The following is a 20190-nucleotide window of genomic DNA, read 5'->3' as shown; positions in this document are numbered from 1 at the left end:
ATAGCAACCATTGCCACAAAAACCTTAGAATAAATAGGGTGTATTTAAATCTGTAACAAATATTTATGCCTCCTCGTTGGCCTCGCAAACCCGATCGCAAAGACCCTGATTATCGTAAGATCGATGACCGGATGAATTTTGCCACCCATGTAGCGATCGCAGCTACTATAAATTCTGGCTTGTGGTTTTTCCACATTTTGAAAGGCACTACCTGGGAGTGGCTGCCGTGGGTGACTTTAAGTTGGACAGGAATAGTGTTAGCGCATCTGATTTATATTAGTGCGATCGCTAACTACACCGAAACTCCACCAAAATCCACCTGAAGATGGATTACTCATGCTAGGGCGATTGTAACCTCTGGTAGTAGGATTAGCCTGTTAATTGAGCCATAATATAAAAAAGCCTGAGATTTCGCACTTTTTCTTAATGTAGGGTTATTTTTATGGCTAAGACTAACACCACGGAATTACTAGAAGCCCTAGCAGCTGAAATTGGCGAAAATGTCTACATAGACATTGCCAAATGGCATCTTTATCTATCCAATGCCAAACTGCATACACTTGTTGCCGAACGACTCTATCCTTTAATTACCTCCAACAGTGTAAATGAAGACCAAGTTTTAAAAGTATTGGAATCGATTTCAGTAAAAATTGGCGGCGGTAGAAGTGAAATTCCTTTAATCGATTTACTGCCACTACAATGCCAGGTTACTTTAGTTGATATTTTGGAAAAATATCAACGTGAGTTCTAATCATTAAAACCAAGATTATCTAAGGTTGACAATTTAATTAATCAGCATTTCCTAATTCGATTTTAGTTGCTGAATTAGGTATATATTTGCTGTCTCTATTTTATAAGAATTAACTCTACAGATACACACAGATAAATCTCGTGTAATGTCTGTGTGGATTTCTGATAAAAATTTCCTTTAACAATTAAGGGATACCCGCGTTCAAAATCAGTTTAGATTTGAGCGAGTTTATATTGAGACTCGCTTTGAACTTTCATGCAAACTTCATTGAGGCAATTTCTATGCTTTTACAAGTCAAAGATAGTGGCGAATTAGTCAAGATTGTTGAAATTCAGGAATTAATTGACCCGAATAATGATGTTGTTCATGCAAAAGACCAAGAAGGTCAAGAAGAACAGCAACTTGATACTTTTAAAAAAGAAAATCTCGTTTTTCCTTCAGGTGAAGTTCTACCACGCTGTTGGTTAGATGCCGACTATAGGCACAACAACGCTTAATTATTAAAGTAGGGTAGCACAGCTATCCTACCCTACTAAATGCCAGATTATGAGGCAGCTTTTTCTCCTACTGTCACCGTTTCATTCTGCTGAAATTTCGGGAAAAATGTCTTAGCAATCCAGTAAGTCAAGATATGAGACAGTAATCCCATAGGGCCAGCAAACAAACATAGTGCAAGTGAGTGAATTGTCCAAATACCTGTTTTTTGCCCTTCCCAATAAATCCAACGGCCGACGAATAAATCCATCACTAAAAAATGAATCCAACCTGTTGCAGCAGCCGTTTCATCTGCAAAAAAATTAGCGATATCAGCTAATTGAGGATTCGATAAAGCTTGGGCATTTTCTGGGGTAATACTGCTGATAAACAAATAAAAATACGCTCCAGCTAACAGCACAAATGGCAAATATGATGACATTATCTGCCGTGTAACTTTCCAGTTTGGCAATAAAATCATTAACGCCCAAAAGGGCAACACAAAAAGGTTGGCAAAGTTAAAAAATTGAGAGATTGTCATATTTTTGTAAAGTGAAGAATTTTCCGTTATTGTTTTGAATTAACTAATTATTCATAAATCATAACTCTCAGTATATAGATCCCCGACTTCTTTGAGAAGTCGAGAATCTGAGTATACTTATAAAGCTACAAGTTGCGATTCGATTTCTGAAGACTTCAAATCACGTCCGATGAAAACTAAGCGGGTTTGCCTAGCCTCTTCGGGTTTCCAGGGACGATCGTAAAATTTATCAAATCGGGTTCCTACGCCTTGCATCACCAAACGCATAGATTTATTTGGCACTGCAACAAAGCCCTTTATCCGGTAAATTTCTTGTTGTTGTGCTAATTTCTCTAACTGCTGTTGCAGCTTTTCTGGATCAAAGGTACGATCCAAAACTAAATTAGTTGAAGTAATTTCTTCGTCGTGGTTGTGGTCTTCTTCAGTATCGTGGTGACTGGGACGAGAATCTAAATTATCTTCAACTGCGGCTTGGAATCCTAATAATATAGATGCGTCTAGTTGAGAACGGTCGCTTTCGACAATTTTCACCACTCTGGGCAACTCTTGCTTAATTAATTCCTCAACTCTCGCTTTTGTCTCGGCATCCACCAAATCAATCTTATTCAACACCACCAAGTCTGCACAAGCAAGTTGGTCTTCAAACAGTTCTTGCAAGGGTGTTTCATGTTCTAGATTATCATCTGCTTGGCGCTGGGCTGCGATCGCATCTGGATCGCTAGCAAATGTCCCTGCTGCTACCGCCGCACAATCTACCACCGTAATCACCGCATCAACAGTGGCGGCGTTGCGAATTTCTTGCCAGCGAAAAGCCTTCACCAATGGTTTTGGTAAGGCTAAACCAGAGGTTTCAATCAAAATGCAGTCGATGCTATCTCGCCGCTTGATTAACTCTTGCATCGTCGGGTAAAACTCTTCCTGTACGGTGCAGCATAAGCAGCCGTTGGTTAATTCAAAGATATTAGTGTCGCCCTCACCTTCTTCGGGGCAAATTTGACAGGATTTTAATAATTCCCCATCAATACCGAGTTCGCCAAATTCATTGACTAAAACGGCAATGCGGCGGCCTTGGTTGTTTTGTAGCAGGTGGCGAATTAGGCTGGTTTTCCCACTACCTAAGAAGCCTGTAATCACTGTGACAGGAATTTTGGTTGCCATATTTTTGCCTGATTTCCTCAGTATGAGAAGTTTTACGGGTTACAAACTTAAATACTGAGATTAAGCTTGGTTTGAAGATTGACTTAGTTATTTTAAGCTGAAAGTCTATGGTTAGCTGGAAAATATTGCCACGTGGCCAAATGGCAAAACTTTACATCATGCAACTATTGCAATCAAGTATGTGGTATCGCTTCCACCAGCAATGGTGAAAAACAAACGGGGTATTATTCAGGGCAAACGCATCTAAATATAGTACATAGGTACTAAGTAAAGGATAAAGGCAGCGATCGCGTTGAGAAAAAACACAAAGTAGGTCGAAACTTCAGCTATATTTATAAGTTGAATCTATTTGTAATGGGCAGATTTTCAAAGCTGCCTCTCTTCAGTTAATTATAATGATTGATTTTCTCTTTAAAAGAATGATAATTAGACAGAAGTTTCCTGTGTAAACAAGAGAACTTTATCTCTTTTGTTTTCAAAATTAAAATTGCTGGGTAAATGCCCCACAATGGTATCCAGGCATTGAGTATCCAGTCCTCACCGGACTAAGGAATAAACAATTTTCCAGCCATCAGGTACGTTGTGTAAATCCAGCCAGGCTGTCACCTCTTTCTCGTAATCGCTCTGCGCTAGTAAATCTTCTAAGTCGCAGGGTATTTCGGCGCGTGCAATTACTTAGTGCAGCAAGTTGTCAAGAAACTTTTTCCAGAATACTAAGAGTACCAAAGCACTAAATTTTAATAAACCAAAACTCGGTTCAGGAACAGAGGTGACTTTAACATTGTCAATCAATAGTCCAGAATCAAAAGCGATATCTCCCACATTTATAATTCCAATTCCTAAAGTATATGTTCCTGTGGTCGGTAACTTAAAGGAAAAAGTCTGAAATCCAGTCTCTTCAAAAAACTCTGTTAGGGAAGTTGTCGATGTGGCATCGCTTACATCAGCCAGTTCTAATAGGGAATTGATTGAACTGTCTGAAGAAGAACTGATTGAAACAAAGGAGAAATCTGAAAAAGTAATTGGCGGTAATACCTCATTGCTCATAAAATTATAATCTAAACTTAAAATATCTCCAGCTTTAGCTGTGAATATTTGTTGAATAGTAGAGCCTTTAGTAACTTGCCCTTTGCTAAGATTATTCAGACTTCCAGCTTCTAATCCTAAGAATTTTTCTGTAATTGAATCATCAAATGTAGCGCCCCCAGTTGACAATAAAGCTTGCGAAGTTGCGTCAGTTGGATCACTGCCAAATGTTGCGGTCTCAATACTGGTAGAGCCAAGTGTTGACCATCCAGTAAAATTGCCAGTTTCAAAACCACCGTTAACAAGTGTTGTATTATTAGGAGAACTGGGTAAAACAAATGTTTTTAATGACAATGTATATGAACCAGATTCAAAGTGATTCCCGGTTAGGTTAATGTCTCTCAAGCCAGACAAAGCTAAATTTAAGTTACCACTTGCAGGTATCTCTCCAGTTAGTATGGGCAGAACATTATTGTCAGATTGGTCATCGTTTATTTCTATAATTTTACCGAAATCATTCAGCCGCCCTATAAGTGGATCAAATGACTGTGAATTTACCTCTACAGTAAATAAGTTTCCGGCATCAAAATTTGAAAAAGTGTAAAAGTCAACGCTCTCATTCTCCAGTTGTCCATCTACACTATTAACACCAGATGGTAGAAGCTTTGTGGTAGCAAAAGAGTTATTAGTCTCGCTTTCAGATACCGCATGAGCGGGTGAAGCTATAGTGAGAAAACTGAGCGAAATTGAATAACTACTAATAGCTAGTGTTGAGAGCAATTTCATAATATCCACCTTGAAATTAGATAGGTAATTTGTAATTAAAATAGCGCAAGAAGTTCATTTATTTGGAGTGAGTGGTTTATTTACGTAGCTACAGCAATCTTAAATAGTTTTTGAACATATCTCTTGGGGGATCATATTATATTCACAACTTATCTGGTATTGCTGTAGTCATCCGTTGTCATCAACTTTTTCTGCTAGGAATTACGTTGTTATCTCATAAGGCAACATCATTTCATTGTCCTCATGTCCAAGCATATGGCAGTGCCAGACGTAGGTTCCGATGAACGAATTGCTGAAGGGTAGATTCTCTGCTGCTTGAGCTCCAAATGGAACGATCAGACGGGTGACTTCATAAGGATTGACTAACACTGTATCCTTCCATCCAGCCTCGTTTGGCGCTGGCGGTCTTGCTGGCCCGATCACAAAGGGAGTAGGATCAGGTGGTGGATAACCAGTTGGCATCGTCGGCCCACCCACTGCATATTCTGTAAGAACTGTACGAGGTCCTGTAGCAACGTATGCTTTTAAATACTTGGCCGCATTAATCTTTTGTCGGTTGAGGATCTGGAACGGAACCAGATGCAAGTGCATTGGGTGGGCGACAGGCTGAAGATTGATGATGTTCCACTGTTCCACTGTGTCAACTTTTGGCCGCTCCATCAATTCAGGATTTTTGAATGTCTCATCCCAGTAGACATTGTTAAGTAGCAGCACAATTGGCCCGCTTGGCCCAGTTATCTCTACCAGCGTCAGAAACCGTTGCCGTATCGGTTGAACAGCTATCGGTTTTATCTGTGGTTTATACAGTCGCAGTATCTTGGGAACTGGCTTGGGGTCAGCAGAACCCGCATTCACTGTGAATTGCATGATTTCAGGCAGTTCAGGATTAAATATGATTAAGTTAGCCCTACCTGATGGATATGGTGAAATAGCATCATTTTGTAAAACGATCTTGTCTCCTGGCAAACTACTAGAGAAATCGATCAGCACATCAGCCCGCTCGCCAGGAGAGAGCAACAGACGAGACAAATACACTGGAGCGTTGAGCATACCCTGGTCAGTGCCAATTTGAATAATTGGCTGCTTCGACGACAGCTTGAGGTTGTAAGTCCGGGCGCTTGAGCCATTAACAATTCGGAATCGGTATAAGGTACGGTCTACATTGAGGTTTGGCCACGCCTTTCCGTTTACAGTAGCAACATCAACAACATACTCTACTAACCAGGGGGGCTGGTTAGGATGAGACATCGAGCCATCAGCGTTGAAAGAACGGTCTTGTATTACCAGGGGCACTTCATAGGGAGCACCAGCTGGCAGACCGAGTGGTCCATTACCACCCACGGGATCGTCAATGTCCCTGATTAGATAAAACCCTGCAAGACCAGCCAACACATTTAAACCAGTGATTCCCATCGCATGATCGTGATACCACAAGGTGGCTGCTTCCTGATTGTTGTTGAAGTTGTACAGGTAATTCTCCCCTGGTCTAAACGTGTCCATTGGATATCCGTCACTTTTGGCTTCGGTGTTGCTACCATGCAGATGCAACGATACCCGAGGGCTAGTTTTGTCAGACTCTAGAGTGCCATGCAACCCCGTGTCAACTGCTCCTAAGAAGGGATGGTTTCCAACGATATTGTTAACCACGTTGATGCTGAGGGGTATGCCTCTTGTGACTTCGATAGTTGGCCCCAGAATTGATAAACCACCATAAGCTAACGTGGGACCTGCCTCTAAGTCGCGGTGAAACGAATGTGAACTCCGTGCAATTATCAAAGTGTTGGGTGCCGAACCTGCGAATGGGATGGGTAGAGTCTCGGTAAACTTCGTTATCTGCACCCGGGAGTTCGAGTATGCATAAGTTCTATTTGCCTTAAGCATGGCAGTAGCAAGGAATGCTGCGCCACTACCCGCACTTGCAAACATGAACTGCCTTCTCGTTAAGATTGCTGCCTTTTTTTTAGGTGTATACATAAAGTATAAAAAGCTGCCTTAGCTTTAGTGAGATGTGTTTGCTCTGACGGGGAAATAAATCTTAAATTGGTTTTTGCCGATAGATTATTATGTGAGATGTTTTTCTAAGTAATTATCCTTGTAAACTTATAAGATATTGTTTAATGACTTACGGGGCTACAAAAAGGGCTAGGATACAGATAAAATAAGCCTCATCGCCCTTTCTCCTTGCTGGTAGTACTTACACTTATTAGAATTTAGTTTCAATAATTCGGCAACTAACTCGCTTGTTTCTTCAAGGAAATTGACCGAATTAGACCCATATAATCCAATATAAAAACTGCTATGACAGCGAACAGTTCGCCCAGATTTAATAATACGATCAACATATTTTTGGACAGTCATACGTTTAATTTTTTGACCAGATATTGTTGCGCTAGTATAGGCAAGTGATATTAATAAAATTAGAAAAATTAATCGTTGACCTGATACATTAGTATCTTCCAAGTTATAGCCGCCGCTCTTAAAGTCTCTAAACATCTCTTCAATATCGAATCGTTGTTTATAAGCTAATCAGAATTTTTAGTATTAAATACTCGGCAAGTCCAAGTTCCCATTTCAAATGTTTTTCGTAAAAGTCAGGTAACTTTGTCATTAAATAAAACTTATTGCGAATGAAGGCTCTTTTTGTTTTACCATAAATTGCCATATTCTTTAACCTGTAGGCATTTCATGGGATTTTGTATCCCCTCAAGGTTTCATGAACATAAGTTGTAGTAGGCGATGCCTACGCATTATATTTAAACGTATAACTCTACCCAATTAGGTTAATTCTTACTAGGCACAAGGTAGGGCAGAGGCCAAAACCTGGTCAAATCGAAGTATTTTCGATTCTGATCTAGTTTTCACTTTCAATAATTTTTTAACCAGATAAGATCCTAACGTTAGAGAAAAACTTAACTGATTTATGTTGACAATCAGCAATTCTTATTATGAGGGTAAATATTTTAACCCTCACTACGTAATTAAGTTGGTAGTATGCAAAGAAATACAACCTTCGCTCATCAGGCGCTGATGTCTCCAAATTTCAGCTTCAGCCTTGTGAGCTGGGCAAGGTTACTGACCCAGTTCTATTGTTTATCGCTCCAAAGAACAAGAACCTTGATGTTGTAAAAACCATACGCAAAAGCCTCAACCCCTTGATTTATCGACTTTTCCTCTCACATTGACGAATCCTGCTTTTCCTGAGCTTGTCACTAATTATCGATATTCTTAACCCTCTTATGTCACTCTGGGGAAATAAAAATTGGGGCTAAATGATGAAACCTAGATTTAGTGCGAAGATTAGCGATCGCAAGCTAATAGAAACCTTCAAACAAAGCTCTACAGTTAAAATCCTATCTGGGCAAGGGTTACAAATTATTCTCTGCCGAAAGCCATAACAGAGGGTTAAATTTATCCTTAATTTATTGATCTTCTATACTAAAAAATTGAAAAAAATTAAATAATTACGTATTGAATGAATCAGTTCAACAGGCTGGTAAAACATAACGCAGAAACATCATTCAACATACAGAGAAAGTTTCTAATGAATATATAGGTTTCCTAGTTGATTTTTGAACATCCCCTACAAATCACGCGGAAATTGAAGAACTTCTTTTATTTATATATGTTTATGCAGGATTCAATAAGGCCGTAGGTTGCTTCGGTAGTCTTAATCAGATTTTTGAACAAAGTGGAGTTGGACAAATGATCTCAACAATTAGAAAAACCGATTATGCAATCCGTGATCAAAAAGGCAAAGTAGTATTCTACGTTCTTTTGTGGAAAAAAAAGGGAATAACGCTAGAGCTTTTCGATGATTACTGGAAAAATGTTCACGGGCCAGTCTGTGCCAGGTTGCCAGGTCAACATCAATACTGGCAATTCCATGTAGCTCATAATCAGGGTGACTTGTGGCCAATTATTGATGGCATAAACTACAACTCGCAGCTTGAAGAGCAATTTGATGGCATTGCCGAATTAACCTTTGAGACAGAATCAGACCGTCAGACATGGTTTAAGACTGCTACTGTGCTGATGGATGACGAACACAACTTATTTCGCAAGGCAATTGGATACAACGCTAGCCTTGGTAATTCCAAAACATATATTGATGCGATTCCCACGGGAAACCCTAACGGAGAACTAAACATTTTAAAATTCCACGTCATGCTAAAGAAATCTGATGCTGTGAATGTGGAGGAGTTTCGCAAATATATGACAGATAGCTTTGCTCCAGCTATTGTCAAAAATGATTTGGTACTCAAATTTCGACTGCATTTATTTGAGGAAGTAGATAATTCGCGTCCTGATGCTGCAAAAGTTTCTCATTATGAACCACAACAGCAGCAGTATCAAGCAGCTTTTGAAATTGCGTTCTCTAATACTCTAGAAATGCAAACATTCTTTGCTTCCAAAGAGTATACAACAGCAGTAAAGGAGCAAGCAAAATATGTTAAAAGAATCAATTCTTTTCCTGAAAGGAGTGTTTACACTTTTGTCTACGACGGTCAGATGACCTTAGCCGGTCAGCGGAGTTCTAGGGTGGCAGAGTTAATCGCAAAAGTAGGAGCAACAAATCAATTGCAGGAGAACATAGTTTCTTTAATGAGCGGTAAGCAAAATCTTAAATCTGGATTAGGACATTATCTGCAAGGGATGCAACATGTCGGGGTAACAGTCCAAGATATGGAAAAATCCCTCGAATTTTACCTAGAAGTGTTAGGAGGGAAGTTAGTTATTGCAGAAAATGGATTGATGGGTGATGGAATGCAAAACACTCTCTTTCAAAAAGAAGAGATAGATGCAAACCTTCAAGTAGCCAATCCCCAAAATTTTGATATTCCCAATCTCAGAGATGCAAAAGAGGCATTGGATATTAAATTTATCTCATTTGGTAACACTTGTATTGAACTCATTTATTTTCGAGAAGCTGCGATCTTAAATGCTCAGTCTTCTTCTAGGGAAAGTATTCCTTCCCACATTGGTAATGTCAATGCAATGCATATTTCTTTTCATGTGAAAGATAATGTGGATCTAAATATCTTTGCCAAAATTCTGGAAGACGAGTGTCACAATCGAGGACTAACTAATGTTGTTTTCAATCGTGTAATTCATGTAAAATCCGCAGAAGAAAGAAGAAAAATTGCCCTCAGATACAATTCTAATAAATTTTGGAATGAGCCAGATTTATTAGCAGAGGATCAAGCAGAAACTGACTTTGGTGAATTTGAAGGTTGGGCATTGTTCTATTGTAAAGGGCCAAATGGAGAACAGCTGGAATTCAACCAAGTCACCCGTAAAGCTAAAGAACATTTTGACAAAGCACAGGAGGAATATAATATGGCAAATGGAATATCTTCTGCTGTTTCAAATAGCAAAGTAGAAGCCGCGATCGCAAATTTAAACCAAGCTACGTTAGAAAGACCTCCCGGTACAACATCAGACCTAGTAAAACGCTTGTTCTCAAGAGGCGAGGCGTTTGATACAGAAGGATTTATTACTTTTTTTACTGACACACCAGTTTATCAGTTCGGTAACTTTGAGGTGTGTTTAGATAAAGCTGCCATTAAGAAATCTGCCGAGGCTTTCTTCAGCCAGATATCTGCCGTATACCACGATATTAAGATGATCCGGGAAATAGAAGATGTCGTGTTTGTCGAAATGGATGTTATTTACTGGCGCAAAGATGGTTCTGTAGTCAGATTACCTTGCTGCGATATATTCCGCGTGGAGGGCGATAAATTCTCAGAACTGCGGATTTTTATGGATGTGAATCCTGTATTTAACCCAAGAACTTTTGTCCCTGAATCTGCTTCTATATTCACCATCAACCAAGGGAAGAAACTGGCTTCGTTACATACAATGAGAAAGCACTTTGCAGAACATCCTGAAGGCAAAAGAAGGGTGGAAGCTGGATTTGCTCCTAAATGGTCAATAGATGGACCAAAATGGTCAATAGGCAAAGAAGAATTAAATTTATCAGAACAGTTAGAAGCTGTTGTACAACTGTCAGGGTTCGTATTGAATGAAGATTGGGAACAGGTCAAGCATTTTCTGACCGATGATATTTTCTACAAGGTTGGCTCATCTGAACCAGTTTATGGTAAGCAAGCTGTTGTGAATTTCTTATCTTCAATGTTTGCAAATACTGCTAAGTTTACGGGTCATGAAATCCGCAAAATTTGGCATGAATCAGGCATAATTGTTGTAGAGATGGATGCTAAATACATCACTGTTCAGGATAAAAGACATCTCACTATAGCCTGTTGCGATATTTACCGAATGAGAGGCAACCAGGTGAGTGAATGGCGAGTTTATGCAGATATTTTGCCATTCTATCAAGGTAAGCCCCAAGAGCAACCAACTCAAACAAATGGCAATGGAAATAAATATTTCTCAAGTGTTGATTCGCAACAGTAATATCAGGTTTTATCCGGTTAGTTTACTTGCACAATGAATGCTGCAATCGCTACATACTTTCTGCATTGATCACTGTGCAAATTTAAATCTTAACTCCCAGATTTTCGCCTCAATAAAGTAGTTCGTGATTATCACAATTTATAGGAACAAAATGAGGTAATTTATGTCACAAAGAGTAATTAGTTTGTTAGCATCTGCTTTTGAAAATCCTACTTTGCAACAGAAACTTCACTCAGCTAATACTCCTGAAAGCTTTGTCAGGATTGCGGCTGAAAATGGCTATGAATTGACCAAAGAAGAATTAGCAGCATCCCTTGGGACAGTACATGTAGTTTTTGGCGAAGTTGTTCAATCAATGATGAGTGAGTTAGTAGGAGCAGCAGCTACTTCAAACCCTAAAACTCCGGCAATAGAAAAAATTTCAGGAACAAATGTAGACTTAGTAAAACGCTTGTTCTCTAGAGGTGAGGCTTTTGATTCAGAAGGATTCATTACCTTCTTTACCGACAGTCCAGTATATCAGTTCGGCAATTTTGAGGTGTGTTTAGATAAACAATCCATTAAAAAATCGGCAGATAACTTTTTCAGTCAAATCTCAGCCGTATATCACGAGATTAAGGTGATATGGGAACTAGGAGATTTAGTGTTTGTGGAAATGGATGTTCTTTACTGGCGCAAGGATGGTTCGATGATTTCTCTTCCTTGTACAGACATTTTCCGTGTTGAAGGGCAAAAGTTTAGCGAACTGCGGATTTTTATGGATGTAAATCCCGTATTTGATCCTACCCTTTCTGTTCCTCAATCTGCATCTGTGCTGACTGCAAGTGAAGGAAAGCATTTACTACCTCCTGGAACAATGAGGAAGCATTTCGCAGAACATCCTGAAGGAAAAGAAAGGGTAAAAAATGGATTTGTACCGAAATGGTCAATTGCTGGGCCTAAGTGGTCAATTGGCTCTGAAAATGACAAGTCCTCAGAGCAGTTAAAATCTGTTGGTGAGTTGGCACAGTTCATCATGGCTCAAGATTGGGAAAAGGTCAAAACTTACTTGACTGATGATATCTTTTACAAAGTCGGTTCAGGTGAACCTGTCTATGGCCCACAAGCTGTTGTCAATTTTTTTAAGCAAGTATTTAGAAATACTGCGGTGTTTTCTGGTCATGAAGTTAGAAAAGTTTGGCAAGAACCAGACATTATCACCATAGAAATGGATGCCAAATACGAGCTAGTTCCTAGTAAAAAGTATGTCAATATTGCCTGTTGCGACATCTATCGCTTGAGAGGAAACCAGGTGAGCGAATGGCGGGTTTATGCAGATATGTCTCCCTGGAATACCCTGTGAGGCTTAAAGCGCGGCATTTTCAGGTTAATAACAGTAATCATGTTTAAAATATCGTAAAAATCGAGGTTGTAAACACGATTTTGTTTCTCAATGGTCAATAGCTTGCTTTCAATAATTAATAGACAAAAAAGAAGTATTTATGTCAGAACAATTAGAAGCTGTTGTACAACTTTCAGGGTTCGTACTAAAAGAAGATTGGGAACAAGTCAAGCGATTTCTTACTGATGACATCTTTTATAAAGTTGGTTCATCTGAACCTGTTTACGGTAAGCAAGCTGTTGTGAATTTCTTATCTTCGATGTTTGCAAATACCGCAAAATTTACAGGACATAATGTCCGAAAGATTTGGAATGATCCAGGTGTAGTTGTTGTAGAAATGGATGCTAAATACATCACTGTTCAGGATAAGAGACATCTAACTATTGCCTGTTGCGATATCTACCGGATGAGAGGCAATCAGGTTAGTGAATGGCGAGTCTATGCAGATATTTTGCCATTTTATGAAATTCAGCTCCAAGAACAACCAACTCAAACAAATGGCCATGAGAATAAATACTCTTCCAGTGTCGGCTTGATCAAGTAAAAGCCATTAAAAGGCAATAGGCAATAAGGCAATAGGAAAATCCCCTAATTTTAATTATGGAGATTTCTATAAGGACGTATTCGGGTTATTTTCATCACTATTTCCTGTTGCCTATTCTCTATTGCATGACCGTTAACGCAGCCTCTCCAAGAGTTGGGCTTAGTGAACAGAGTCGTTATTAGGATGTTAGCGCTGTAGATTTTTAGTTAAAGAGCCACCTGTATATGGTTACTAAAAAAAAGTTATCAATGCTCATCACTGGAGCAGTGATTTCAGGTTTTTGTTTCGGACTAGAAACTGCATACGCACATGGAGAACATGGGGGACATGAAGAAGAATCAGAGAATATTTTACTTGTACCACCAGGTGCCCCAGATCGTGAGGCGTTCTATGCATCGGGCGACTTGTATACCTTTTTAGCAACTGGTAAAGAAACCAAGCAGCTGTTCTCGCTATTCAATTTTGATGTTCCACCTGGGGGCGGGCCTGATCTGCATGTCCACGGTCGCGAAGCTGAGTCGTTCTTTATCCTACAAGGAGAGTTGACGGTTCAAATGGGAGACCGCAACAATAGCATGGTTGCGACCCCCGGAACCTTCATTTACCTTCCTAAAGGCAGACCTCACTCATTTATAAACCGTACAACAACGCCAGTGAGGACGCTATCGCTTACTACTCCCGCTGGACTTGAGAATTTATTCACTAACTTGGGCACGCCAGTTACCGACAGAACTGCTCCGCCACCTCCCATCACTGAAGAGGATCTCCGAAGATTTGCGGAAGAAGGTTCTAATTACGGTATAAGTCCTATACTACCTGGAACCACACCCCCCCCCACAGATGGACTTTTAGATTTCCTAGTAGTGCCACCAGATGCACCAGATCGTGAGTCAACCTTAATTGGGAATAACAGGTATACTTCTTTAGCAACTGGTAACGAAACTGACGGTCTGTTCTCGCTATTTGATGTTTCCCTTCAACCACAAAGTGAGCCTGGGCTACTACAAAGCAACTCTAAAGAAGCTGAGTCGTTCTACGTTTTAGCAGGGGAGTTGACATTCGAGTTGCCAAACCAAAGTTTTGTTGCCAAACCCGGAACTTTTGTTTATCTTCCCGAAGACACACTTTACAGTTTTCAAAACCTTGGAACCACCCAAGCAAGGACTCTATTCCTTCGTACCCCGATTGCAGTCCCCGAACCCTCTTCTTGGTTGGGTGTATTGGGATTTAGTGCAATTTTAGTATTGAAACGCAAACAGAAAAAGCAGAAATTAGTCAGTTTTTCGAATCTAGAGTAACTAAGAAGCTGTGATGAACCGAACTTAATTACTTATTACACGACTCAGCTGAACTGATCCATCGAAATAAACGAGAATAACATTATGGGAACACTTGCAGGAAAAGTTGCGATTGTGACTGGAGCATCACGCGGTATTGGACAAGCGATCGCAGAACGGTTAGCTCAAGATGGTGCCTCTGTTGTGGTCAACTACGTCCACAGTTCTGGTAAGGCCAAAGAAGTAATTACAGGCATCGAAGCTAGGGGTGGACAAGCCCTTGCCTTACAAGCCGATATGAGCCAAGTTAACGACATCCGCCACCTGTTCCAAGCAACAGTCGATCACTTCGGCCACTTAGACATCCTGGTTAACAATGCGGGACTCGCGATTTATAAGCCAGTGGTCGAACTGACTGAGGAAGAATTTGATACAACCTTTACGCTCAACGCTAGGGGTACTTTCTTCGCCTTACAGGAAGCAGCGCGGCGGATGGCGGACAACGGTCGCATCGTCAGCATTTCAACGGGTGGCACTGTTTCGGCTAGCCCTACCGCTTCCATCTACGCTGGAAGCAAGGCAGCAGTGGAACAGTTTACCAAGGCACTTGCTAAGGAAATAGGGGGGCGCGGTATCACAGTCAATGCCGTTTCACCAGGCTTTACGGATACCGAAATGCTGGCTAACAATCCGCAAATGAAAGAAAAGGGAGTGAAAATGTCTCCCTTGGGTCGGCTAGGACAACCTGCTGACATCGCGGATGTCGTTGCGTTCTTGGTCAGCGAAGAGGCACGCTGGCTCACAGGGCAAAATATCCAAGCTGGCGGCGGAGCAATATAGACTAATACGCTTGAGTTCAATAGATTTATCAGTTGAGATAGGCAGGGAGAGCCGGGCACAGATAGTAGTACTATCCAAAGTTAGTTGAGTATTTTACAAGTGATTAGTGGTGAGAAGAATTTATTTGCACTTTGTCAGTAGCATCAGCATTCTGGGACTAATTGCCCACAGCAATTCCGCACTAGCCGAACTGTCTGAGACTAGTGCTGTTAGCCCTGAATGGATAATCACTACTAAGGCGTTATCTGCTGCCAGCCCTGACACTCAAGGAGCAACAGACAAAGCCGCAACGGCTGAAATCATTCCCGCGACTACCACTCACATAGCCCAACCCGCCCCGAATGCTACTCCCACGCCTACTTCAATGGATTCAGTCACCTCTGTATCCGAGTTTGCAGATGTGCAGCACACCGACTGGGCTTTCCAAGCGTTGCAGTCCCTAATTCAACGCTACGGTTGTATCATCGGCTATGCCGATGGCACCTATCGTGGGAACCAAGCTTTGACCCGCTATGAATTTGCTGCCAATTTGAGCGCTTGTTTAGACCGAGTTAATGAGCAGATTGCTACAACAGCCGACCTAGTGACAAAAGAAGATTTGGTTACTTTGCAACGGCTACAAGCAGAATTTTCCGCAGAAATTGTTAATGTGCGGGGTCGTTTAGATAACTTAGAAGCACGCACGGCAGAACTAGCAGCCAATCAATTTTCTACCACTACGAAGTTAGTTGGCCAAGCAATTTTTGCCGTAAATATGGGAGGATTTAGTGGCGATCGCATTATTGCTCCTACAGGGGCAGTAATTGCCGACCAGAACCCCAATACTACCTTTCTTTATCGGGCTTCCCTAAATCTGAACACCAGTTTTAATGGAACTGATCTCCTACAAATTCGCTTAATTGCAGGTAGTGATGGTTCCACTGATAACGCTGCCGGATTTCTGGAACCCAACTTTGGAAGTGTCCTAGATTTCTCTGTTCCTGGTAGAAACGACCTGTTGGGCATTGGTCGTCTTTTTTACACTTTCACCCCTGTAAAGGATCTTAGTGTAACTCTAGGAGCTGCGATCGTTGCTCCAGACTTTGTAGATAAAAACAGCTACGCTAACACTAGCTTTCTTGACTTCTCGACCCAGGCTTTGATCAACAACTTTATCCTGTTCCCCCGCCCTGCTGGATCGGGTGCAGTAATTAACTGGAATCCGGGAGCGGGTTCATTTAAGTTCCGAGCAGTGTATGTAGCGGCAAATGCGGCTAGTTTAAACTCTGATAGCAACAGATTTATTGGTGGACCATCAGCCCCTATACTGATATTTCCTAACCGTGGTGGTAATGGTGGGTTATTCGGAGATCCTTACCAAGGCATCATTGAGCTGGAATACTCTCCCAGCAAAGCTTTTGCTCTACGTCTTCAGTACAGTGGTGGTCAGGTATTCGATAGCCGCTTTAATGCTTTCGGAGTCAACTTTGAACTAGCGCTCTCACAGAGACTTGGTATCTTTGGTCGCTATGGCTATGGCGACTACAAAAACACATTTCAGGGTGACATTAACCCCAACTACTGGATGGCTGGTGTCGCGTTCCGGGATCTGTTCATCCCTGGAGCCTTAGCTGGGATTGCTGCGGGTCAGCCGTTCATTGAGAATACAGTCGGAAATGCTACCCAGACCAATATTGAAGCGTTTTATAACTTGCCAATTAGCGACAACATCAGGGTCACGCCATTAGCACAGGTAATCATCGACCCTGCTAACCAGAACAGTAACGGCACGATTATCACTGGTACTATACGAACTGTCTTTTCCTTCTAGTAGTCTGTCAAGTCTAAATTGATGGGTAGGTAAGTTCTTAGTAAGGGCTAAAGTCCTTACTAAGAACCCTCAAAACTAGCTTAGACATTGTACTAAAACCTGTACTCTCATCACAAAAACTGAACAATTAATATTAGCTTCATCACCTACAAGCTATTGTCCATACGATTAATAATAGGAAGCCTAATATGGATTCAATTGAACGTATCAGTCAAGGAAAAAAGCGTACTCCAGTCTATCTTGATAAAAACCTTCTGATTATTTTCGGTATTACTTTGATGGGTATACTAGGAGTTTCTAGTATTACTCCGACTTTTCCTAAGCTAGCCCAAGAATTGAATGTACCACCTCAAGACATTGGATTACTGGTAACAGTATTCACCCTTCCTAGTATTTTACTAACCCCTATTCTTGGCATCCTTGCAGACCGATTAGGTAGAAAAAAGATACTTGTTCCCTCACTAATGTTATTTGGGATTGCCGGAGTAGCATGTGCGTTTGTTCGTGATTTTAACCTGTTACTGATATTACGCTTCATTGAGGGGATGGGTGCAGCTTCCTTAAATTCTCTAAACGTGACACTTATTGGCGATTTATATTCAGGTAAAGAACGCACCGCTGCTATGGGTTACAACGCCAGTGTCAGTAGTATAGGTACAGCAACCTATCCAACTATTGGCGGAGCAACTGCGGTGATGGGATGGAATTATCCCTTTATGCTTCCCATATTGGCCATTCCTATAGGACTGCTTGTTTTGTTTTCCTTAAACAATCCTGAACCAAAAAGCAAACAGAATTTTAATGAGTATCTCAGAAATGCATGGGGAAGCGTTAGCAATCGACAATTTTTTGGAATCTTTTTCAGCACAGTTGCTACTTTCATGCTTCTCTATGGAGCTTATGTGACTTATTTGCCACTTCTGATAAAAGATTCATTTAATGCCTCTGCTTTTACCATTGGCATTATTCTTTCAAGTATGTCTGCTACAATTACACTCACATCACTACAATTGGGAAGATTAACAAAGAAATTCTCAAAAAGAACTTTGATCAGAGCATCATTTGTAATCTTTGCTTTAGCTCTAGGAATAGTTCCCTTCATTCACAGTCTTTGGCTGCTATTAATTTCTACCATGATTTTTGGGATAGGTCTTGGCATCGGCTTCCCCAGTATTCAAACTCTCTTGGCAGAGTTAGCACCTAAAGAATATCTAGCAGCAGTTATGTCAATAAACGGAACCTTTTTAGGATTTGGGCAAACATTAGGGCCATTGTTAATGGGAGCAGCCTTTGGCATTTGGGGAATCAATAGTGTTTTTTATGTAAGTGCAAGCCTTTCGATTGCCACACTTTTAGTATTTAGACGTTGTTCGTGTATGGAATGAATTAAGGCTATTAAAGAGAACTTATAAGGACTTAGAAAGCTGCTGATGAACACGTTATTTATTTAGCGTTCGCATCCTACTAATGTTTGGTTGAGGAACCCAACCAAAGTTACGATAATTTATGTTTTCGTCCTGACGGAGGCTTAAATAAAATAGCTGATTTTTTCGGTGTCCTCGACAAAATTCTAAGTTTTCAAACCTCAGAAATCAAGACAGCAAATGTGGACAAAGGAAAACAATCATGATAACAACAATCAGGAAATTTGATTATGCAATTCGCGATCAAAAAGGTAAATTATCCTTCTACGTTCTCTTGTGGAAACGTAAAGGAATTTCTCTAGACCTCTTTGATGACTATTGGAGAGACGTTCACGGTCCAGTCTGCGCCAGGCTACCAAGTCAGCACCAATACTGGCAGTTTCACCTGGCTCAAAATGAGGGTGGTTTATGGCCAACTATTAACGGTATTGAGTACACTTGTCCAGATGAAGATCAATTTAATGGTATTGCCGAATTAACATTTGAGACAGCAACCGAACGGGATATCTGGTTTAAATCTGCTGCCATCCTTATGGATGACGAGCATAATGTATTTAGTAAAGCGATCGGCTACAACACTAGTTTTAGTAATTCTCAAACCTATCTTGATAGCATTCCCTCAGGAGATCCCAACGGTAAACTAGGTGTAATTAAGTTTCACGTCATGGTAAAGAAATCTGATGCCGTGAGTGTAGAAGCTTTTCGCCGATATCTGACAGATAGTTTTGCCCCCAGCGTTATTCAAAGCAATTCTGTCCTCAAATTTCGATTGCATTTGTTTGAGCAAGTAGATAATTCTCGCCCAGATGCTGCTGGAGTCTCTCATTATGAATCTCCAGAAAAACAGTATCAAGCTGCCTTTGAAATTGCTTTTGCCAACCCTCTGGAAATGGAAACATTCTTTGCTTCCAAAGAATATGCTCTTGCTGTCAAAGACCAAGCTAAATATGTCCAGAGACTTTTACCATTTCCCGAACGAACTGCTTACACCTTTGTTTACGATGGCAAAATGACGCTAGCGGGTCAGCGGAGTTCTACAGTAGCAGAACTGATTGCAAATATTGGCGCAACTAATCAACTCAAGGAGGACGTAGTTAGTCTTATGTTGGAACAAAAACTTATCTCTAATTCAAATGGTCACTCTAATGACTCCCAAAACACTGGTAGCACGTTTATTAACAAACGAACTAACTACTACAAAGATTTAGCAGCAGATTATTCTCGACCGGGGCTGGTGACTGCTTATGTAGCGAAAAAACTTATAGAGGATGCTGAGAAGATTGTGGCAATGAAAGAAAGGACTTTGCCGCAGATTGGGCCTAATTACACTCTAGAAAAAATTGAACAAGAGAATAAAGAATGGTGGCCTACCCATTGTGAGGCATTGAGACAGGGACGAGGCGATATATTGACTGGTGAATATCGAGATGATTTGGTTTATTTCTGCCAGGATGGTCCCTATCAAGGCTTGGAACAACAAAAAGAACGCGAACAGCATTGGTGGGCATTAATTGCTCAACCAGGTGTCACAATGTGCTGGCCAATCGTCATGTTTCATGGTGAAGTTACGTTCTTTGAATGGAAGTGTGTAGATGATGAAACCAACGAGACGCTGGCCAAGGGAAATGTTACTTGGATTCGACGTGGGCATAGAGGCGGATGCTATCTCAAAACAGAACAATTGACCTTCTACCGCGATGTTTTTGCTCCAAACGGGTTACTGAAATTGATCACGACAGCCTAATACCATTTTGGATTTGA

Annotated in this window: 16 protein-coding genes and 2 pseudogenes; 12 read left to right on the top strand and 6 right to left on the bottom strand. The window is 40.8% G+C overall.

Annotated elements, in window-relative coordinates; all coding sequences use genetic code 11:
* Positions 1-65 precede the first annotated feature (65 nt).
* From GNF10_RS15545 to GNF10_RS15535, 3 genes are all read left to right on the top strand, one after another.
* On the top strand, positions 66-323 hold the full coding sequence (locus GNF10_RS15545; protein ID WP_174709452.1) for a 2TM domain-containing protein: 258 nt from the start codon (positions 66-68) through the stop codon (positions 321-323).
* A 119-nt stretch (positions 324-442) separates the two neighbouring features.
* Positions 443-751, top strand: coding sequence for a DUF3181 family protein (locus tag GNF10_RS15540; protein WP_114082015.1), 309 nt, complete (start codon positions 443-445; stop codon positions 749-751).
* Positions 752-1032: 281 nt separating this feature from the next.
* Positions 1033-1248: an acetyltransferase gene (locus GNF10_RS15535; RefSeq protein WP_185587685.1), complete on the top strand. Its 216-nt coding sequence runs from the start codon at positions 1033-1035 to the stop codon at positions 1246-1248.
* Between the two features lie 47 nt (positions 1249-1295).
* Here GNF10_RS15535 and GNF10_RS15530 read toward each other — a convergent pair whose 3' ends face one another.
* The 6 genes and pseudogenes from GNF10_RS15530 to GNF10_RS15510 form a co-directional block, all read right to left on the bottom strand.
* Positions 1296-1766 carry an ABA4-like family protein gene (locus GNF10_RS15530; protein WP_185587683.1) on the bottom strand — a complete coding sequence of 157 codons (471 nt, stop codon included), beginning with the start codon at positions 1764-1766 and terminating at the stop codon, positions 1296-1298.
* A gap of 117 nt (positions 1767-1883) precedes the next feature.
* Entirely contained in the window at positions 1884-2924 is a 1041-nt protein-coding gene (gene cobW / locus GNF10_RS15525; protein ID WP_185587680.1) for a cobalamin biosynthesis protein CobW, read from the bottom strand.
* A gap of 675 nt (positions 2925-3599) precedes the next feature.
* The gene (locus tag GNF10_RS15520; RefSeq protein WP_185585221.1) at positions 3600-4736 is read right to left on the bottom strand and encodes a hypothetical protein; all 1137 of its coding nucleotides are present in this window, start codon (positions 4734-4736) and stop codon (positions 3600-3602) included.
* A gap of 201 nt (positions 4737-4937) precedes the next feature.
* Entirely contained in the window at positions 4938-6029 is a 1092-nt protein-coding gene (locus GNF10_RS38595) for a multicopper oxidase domain-containing protein (RefSeq protein WP_311774163.1), read from the bottom strand.
* Positions 6030-6101: 72 nt separating this feature from the next.
* A pseudogene (locus GNF10_RS38590) lies at positions 6102-6617 on the bottom strand (multicopper oxidase domain-containing protein); the annotation flags it as partial.
* 261 nt (positions 6618-6878) lie between these two features.
* A pseudogene (locus tag GNF10_RS15510) lies at positions 6879-7259 on the bottom strand (IS4 family transposase); the annotation flags it as partial.
* Between the two features lie 746 nt (positions 7260-8005).
* Between GNF10_RS15510 and GNF10_RS38585 the strand changes: the two are divergent.
* The 9 genes from GNF10_RS38585 (at position 8006) to GNF10_RS15460 (ending at position 20173) form a co-directional block, all read left to right on the top strand.
* Entirely contained in the window at positions 8006-8131 is a 126-nt protein-coding gene (locus GNF10_RS38585) for a hypothetical protein (protein ID WP_260445831.1), read from the top strand.
* Positions 8132-8438: 307 nt separating this feature from the next.
* Positions 8439-11153 (top strand): nuclear transport factor 2 family protein, encoded by a 2715-nt coding sequence (locus tag GNF10_RS37885; RefSeq protein WP_221643343.1) that lies wholly within the window; start codon positions 8439-8441, stop codon positions 11151-11153.
* Positions 11154-11316: 163 nt separating this feature from the next.
* A complete protein-coding gene (locus GNF10_RS15490) occupies positions 11317-12495 on the top strand; it encodes a Nif11-like leader peptide family RiPP precursor (RefSeq protein WP_185585223.1) in 1179 nt (392 codons plus the stop codon).
* Positions 12496-12634: 139 nt separating this feature from the next.
* Positions 12635-13078, top strand: coding sequence for a nuclear transport factor 2 family protein (locus GNF10_RS15485; protein ID WP_185585224.1), 444 nt, complete (start codon positions 12635-12637; stop codon positions 13076-13078).
* 224 nt (positions 13079-13302) lie between these two features.
* Entirely contained in the window at positions 13303-14376 is a 1074-nt protein-coding gene (locus GNF10_RS15480; protein WP_185585225.1) for a cupin domain-containing protein, read from the top strand.
* An 84-nt stretch (positions 14377-14460) separates the two neighbouring features.
* Positions 14461-15195 (top strand): SDR family oxidoreductase, encoded by a 735-nt coding sequence (locus GNF10_RS15475; protein WP_185585226.1) that lies wholly within the window; start codon positions 14461-14463, stop codon positions 15193-15195.
* A 106-nt stretch (positions 15196-15301) separates the two neighbouring features.
* Positions 15302-17005, top strand: a complete 1704-nt coding sequence (locus GNF10_RS15470) for an iron uptake porin (RefSeq protein ID WP_311774162.1) — start codon at positions 15302-15304, stop codon at positions 17003-17005.
* Positions 17006-17193: 188 nt separating this feature from the next.
* On the top strand, positions 17194-18390 hold the full coding sequence (locus GNF10_RS15465) for an MFS transporter (protein ID WP_185585227.1): 1197 nt from the start codon (positions 17194-17196) through the stop codon (positions 18388-18390).
* Positions 18391-18631: 241 nt separating this feature from the next.
* A complete protein-coding gene (locus tag GNF10_RS15460; protein WP_185585228.1) occupies positions 18632-20173 on the top strand; it encodes an EthD domain-containing protein in 1542 nt (513 codons plus the stop codon).
* Positions 20174-20190 lie beyond the last annotated feature (17 nt).

This window comes from Nostoc sp. UCD121, from assembly GCF_014222285.1.
Taxonomy (GTDB): domain Bacteria; phylum Cyanobacteriota; class Cyanobacteriia; order Cyanobacteriales; family Nostocaceae; genus Nostoc.
This window is presented reverse-complemented; position numbering and strand designations above follow the sequence as displayed.

Coding starts and splice junctions, on each gene's coding strand:
- GNF10_RS15545 (WP_174709452.1), top strand. CDS start 66: ATGCCTCCTCGTTGGCCTCGCAAACCCGATCGCAAAGACCCTGATTAT.
- GNF10_RS15540 (WP_114082015.1), top strand. CDS start 443: ATGGCTAAGACTAACACCACGGAATTACTAGAAGCCCTAGCAGCTGAA.
- GNF10_RS15535 (WP_185587685.1), top strand. CDS start 1,033: ATGCTTTTACAAGTCAAAGATAGTGGCGAATTAGTCAAGATTGTTGAA.
- GNF10_RS15530 (WP_185587683.1), bottom strand. CDS start 1,766: ATGACAATCTCTCAATTTTTTAACTTTGCCAACCTTTTTGTGTTGCCC.
- cobW (WP_185587680.1), bottom strand. CDS start 2,924: ATGGCAACCAAAATTCCTGTCACAGTGATTACAGGCTTCTTAGGTAGT.
- GNF10_RS15520 (WP_185585221.1), bottom strand. CDS start 4,736: ATGAAATTGCTCTCAACACTAGCTATTAGTAGTTATTCAATTTCGCTC.
- GNF10_RS38585 (WP_260445831.1), top strand. CDS start 8,006: ATGATGAAACCTAGATTTAGTGCGAAGATTAGCGATCGCAAGCTAATA.
- GNF10_RS37885 (WP_221643343.1), top strand. CDS start 8,439: ATGATCTCAACAATTAGAAAAACCGATTATGCAATCCGTGATCAAAAA.
- GNF10_RS15490 (WP_185585223.1), top strand. CDS start 11,317: ATGTCACAAAGAGTAATTAGTTTGTTAGCATCTGCTTTTGAAAATCCT.
- GNF10_RS15485 (WP_185585224.1), top strand. CDS start 12,635: ATGTCAGAACAATTAGAAGCTGTTGTACAACTTTCAGGGTTCGTACTA.
- GNF10_RS15480 (WP_185585225.1), top strand. CDS start 13,303: ATGGTTACTAAAAAAAAGTTATCAATGCTCATCACTGGAGCAGTGATT.
- GNF10_RS15475 (WP_185585226.1), top strand. CDS start 14,461: ATGGGAACACTTGCAGGAAAAGTTGCGATTGTGACTGGAGCATCACGC.
- GNF10_RS15465 (WP_185585227.1), top strand. CDS start 17,194: ATGGATTCAATTGAACGTATCAGTCAAGGAAAAAAGCGTACTCCAGTC.
- GNF10_RS15460 (WP_185585228.1), top strand. CDS start 18,632: ATGATAACAACAATCAGGAAATTTGATTATGCAATTCGCGATCAAAAA.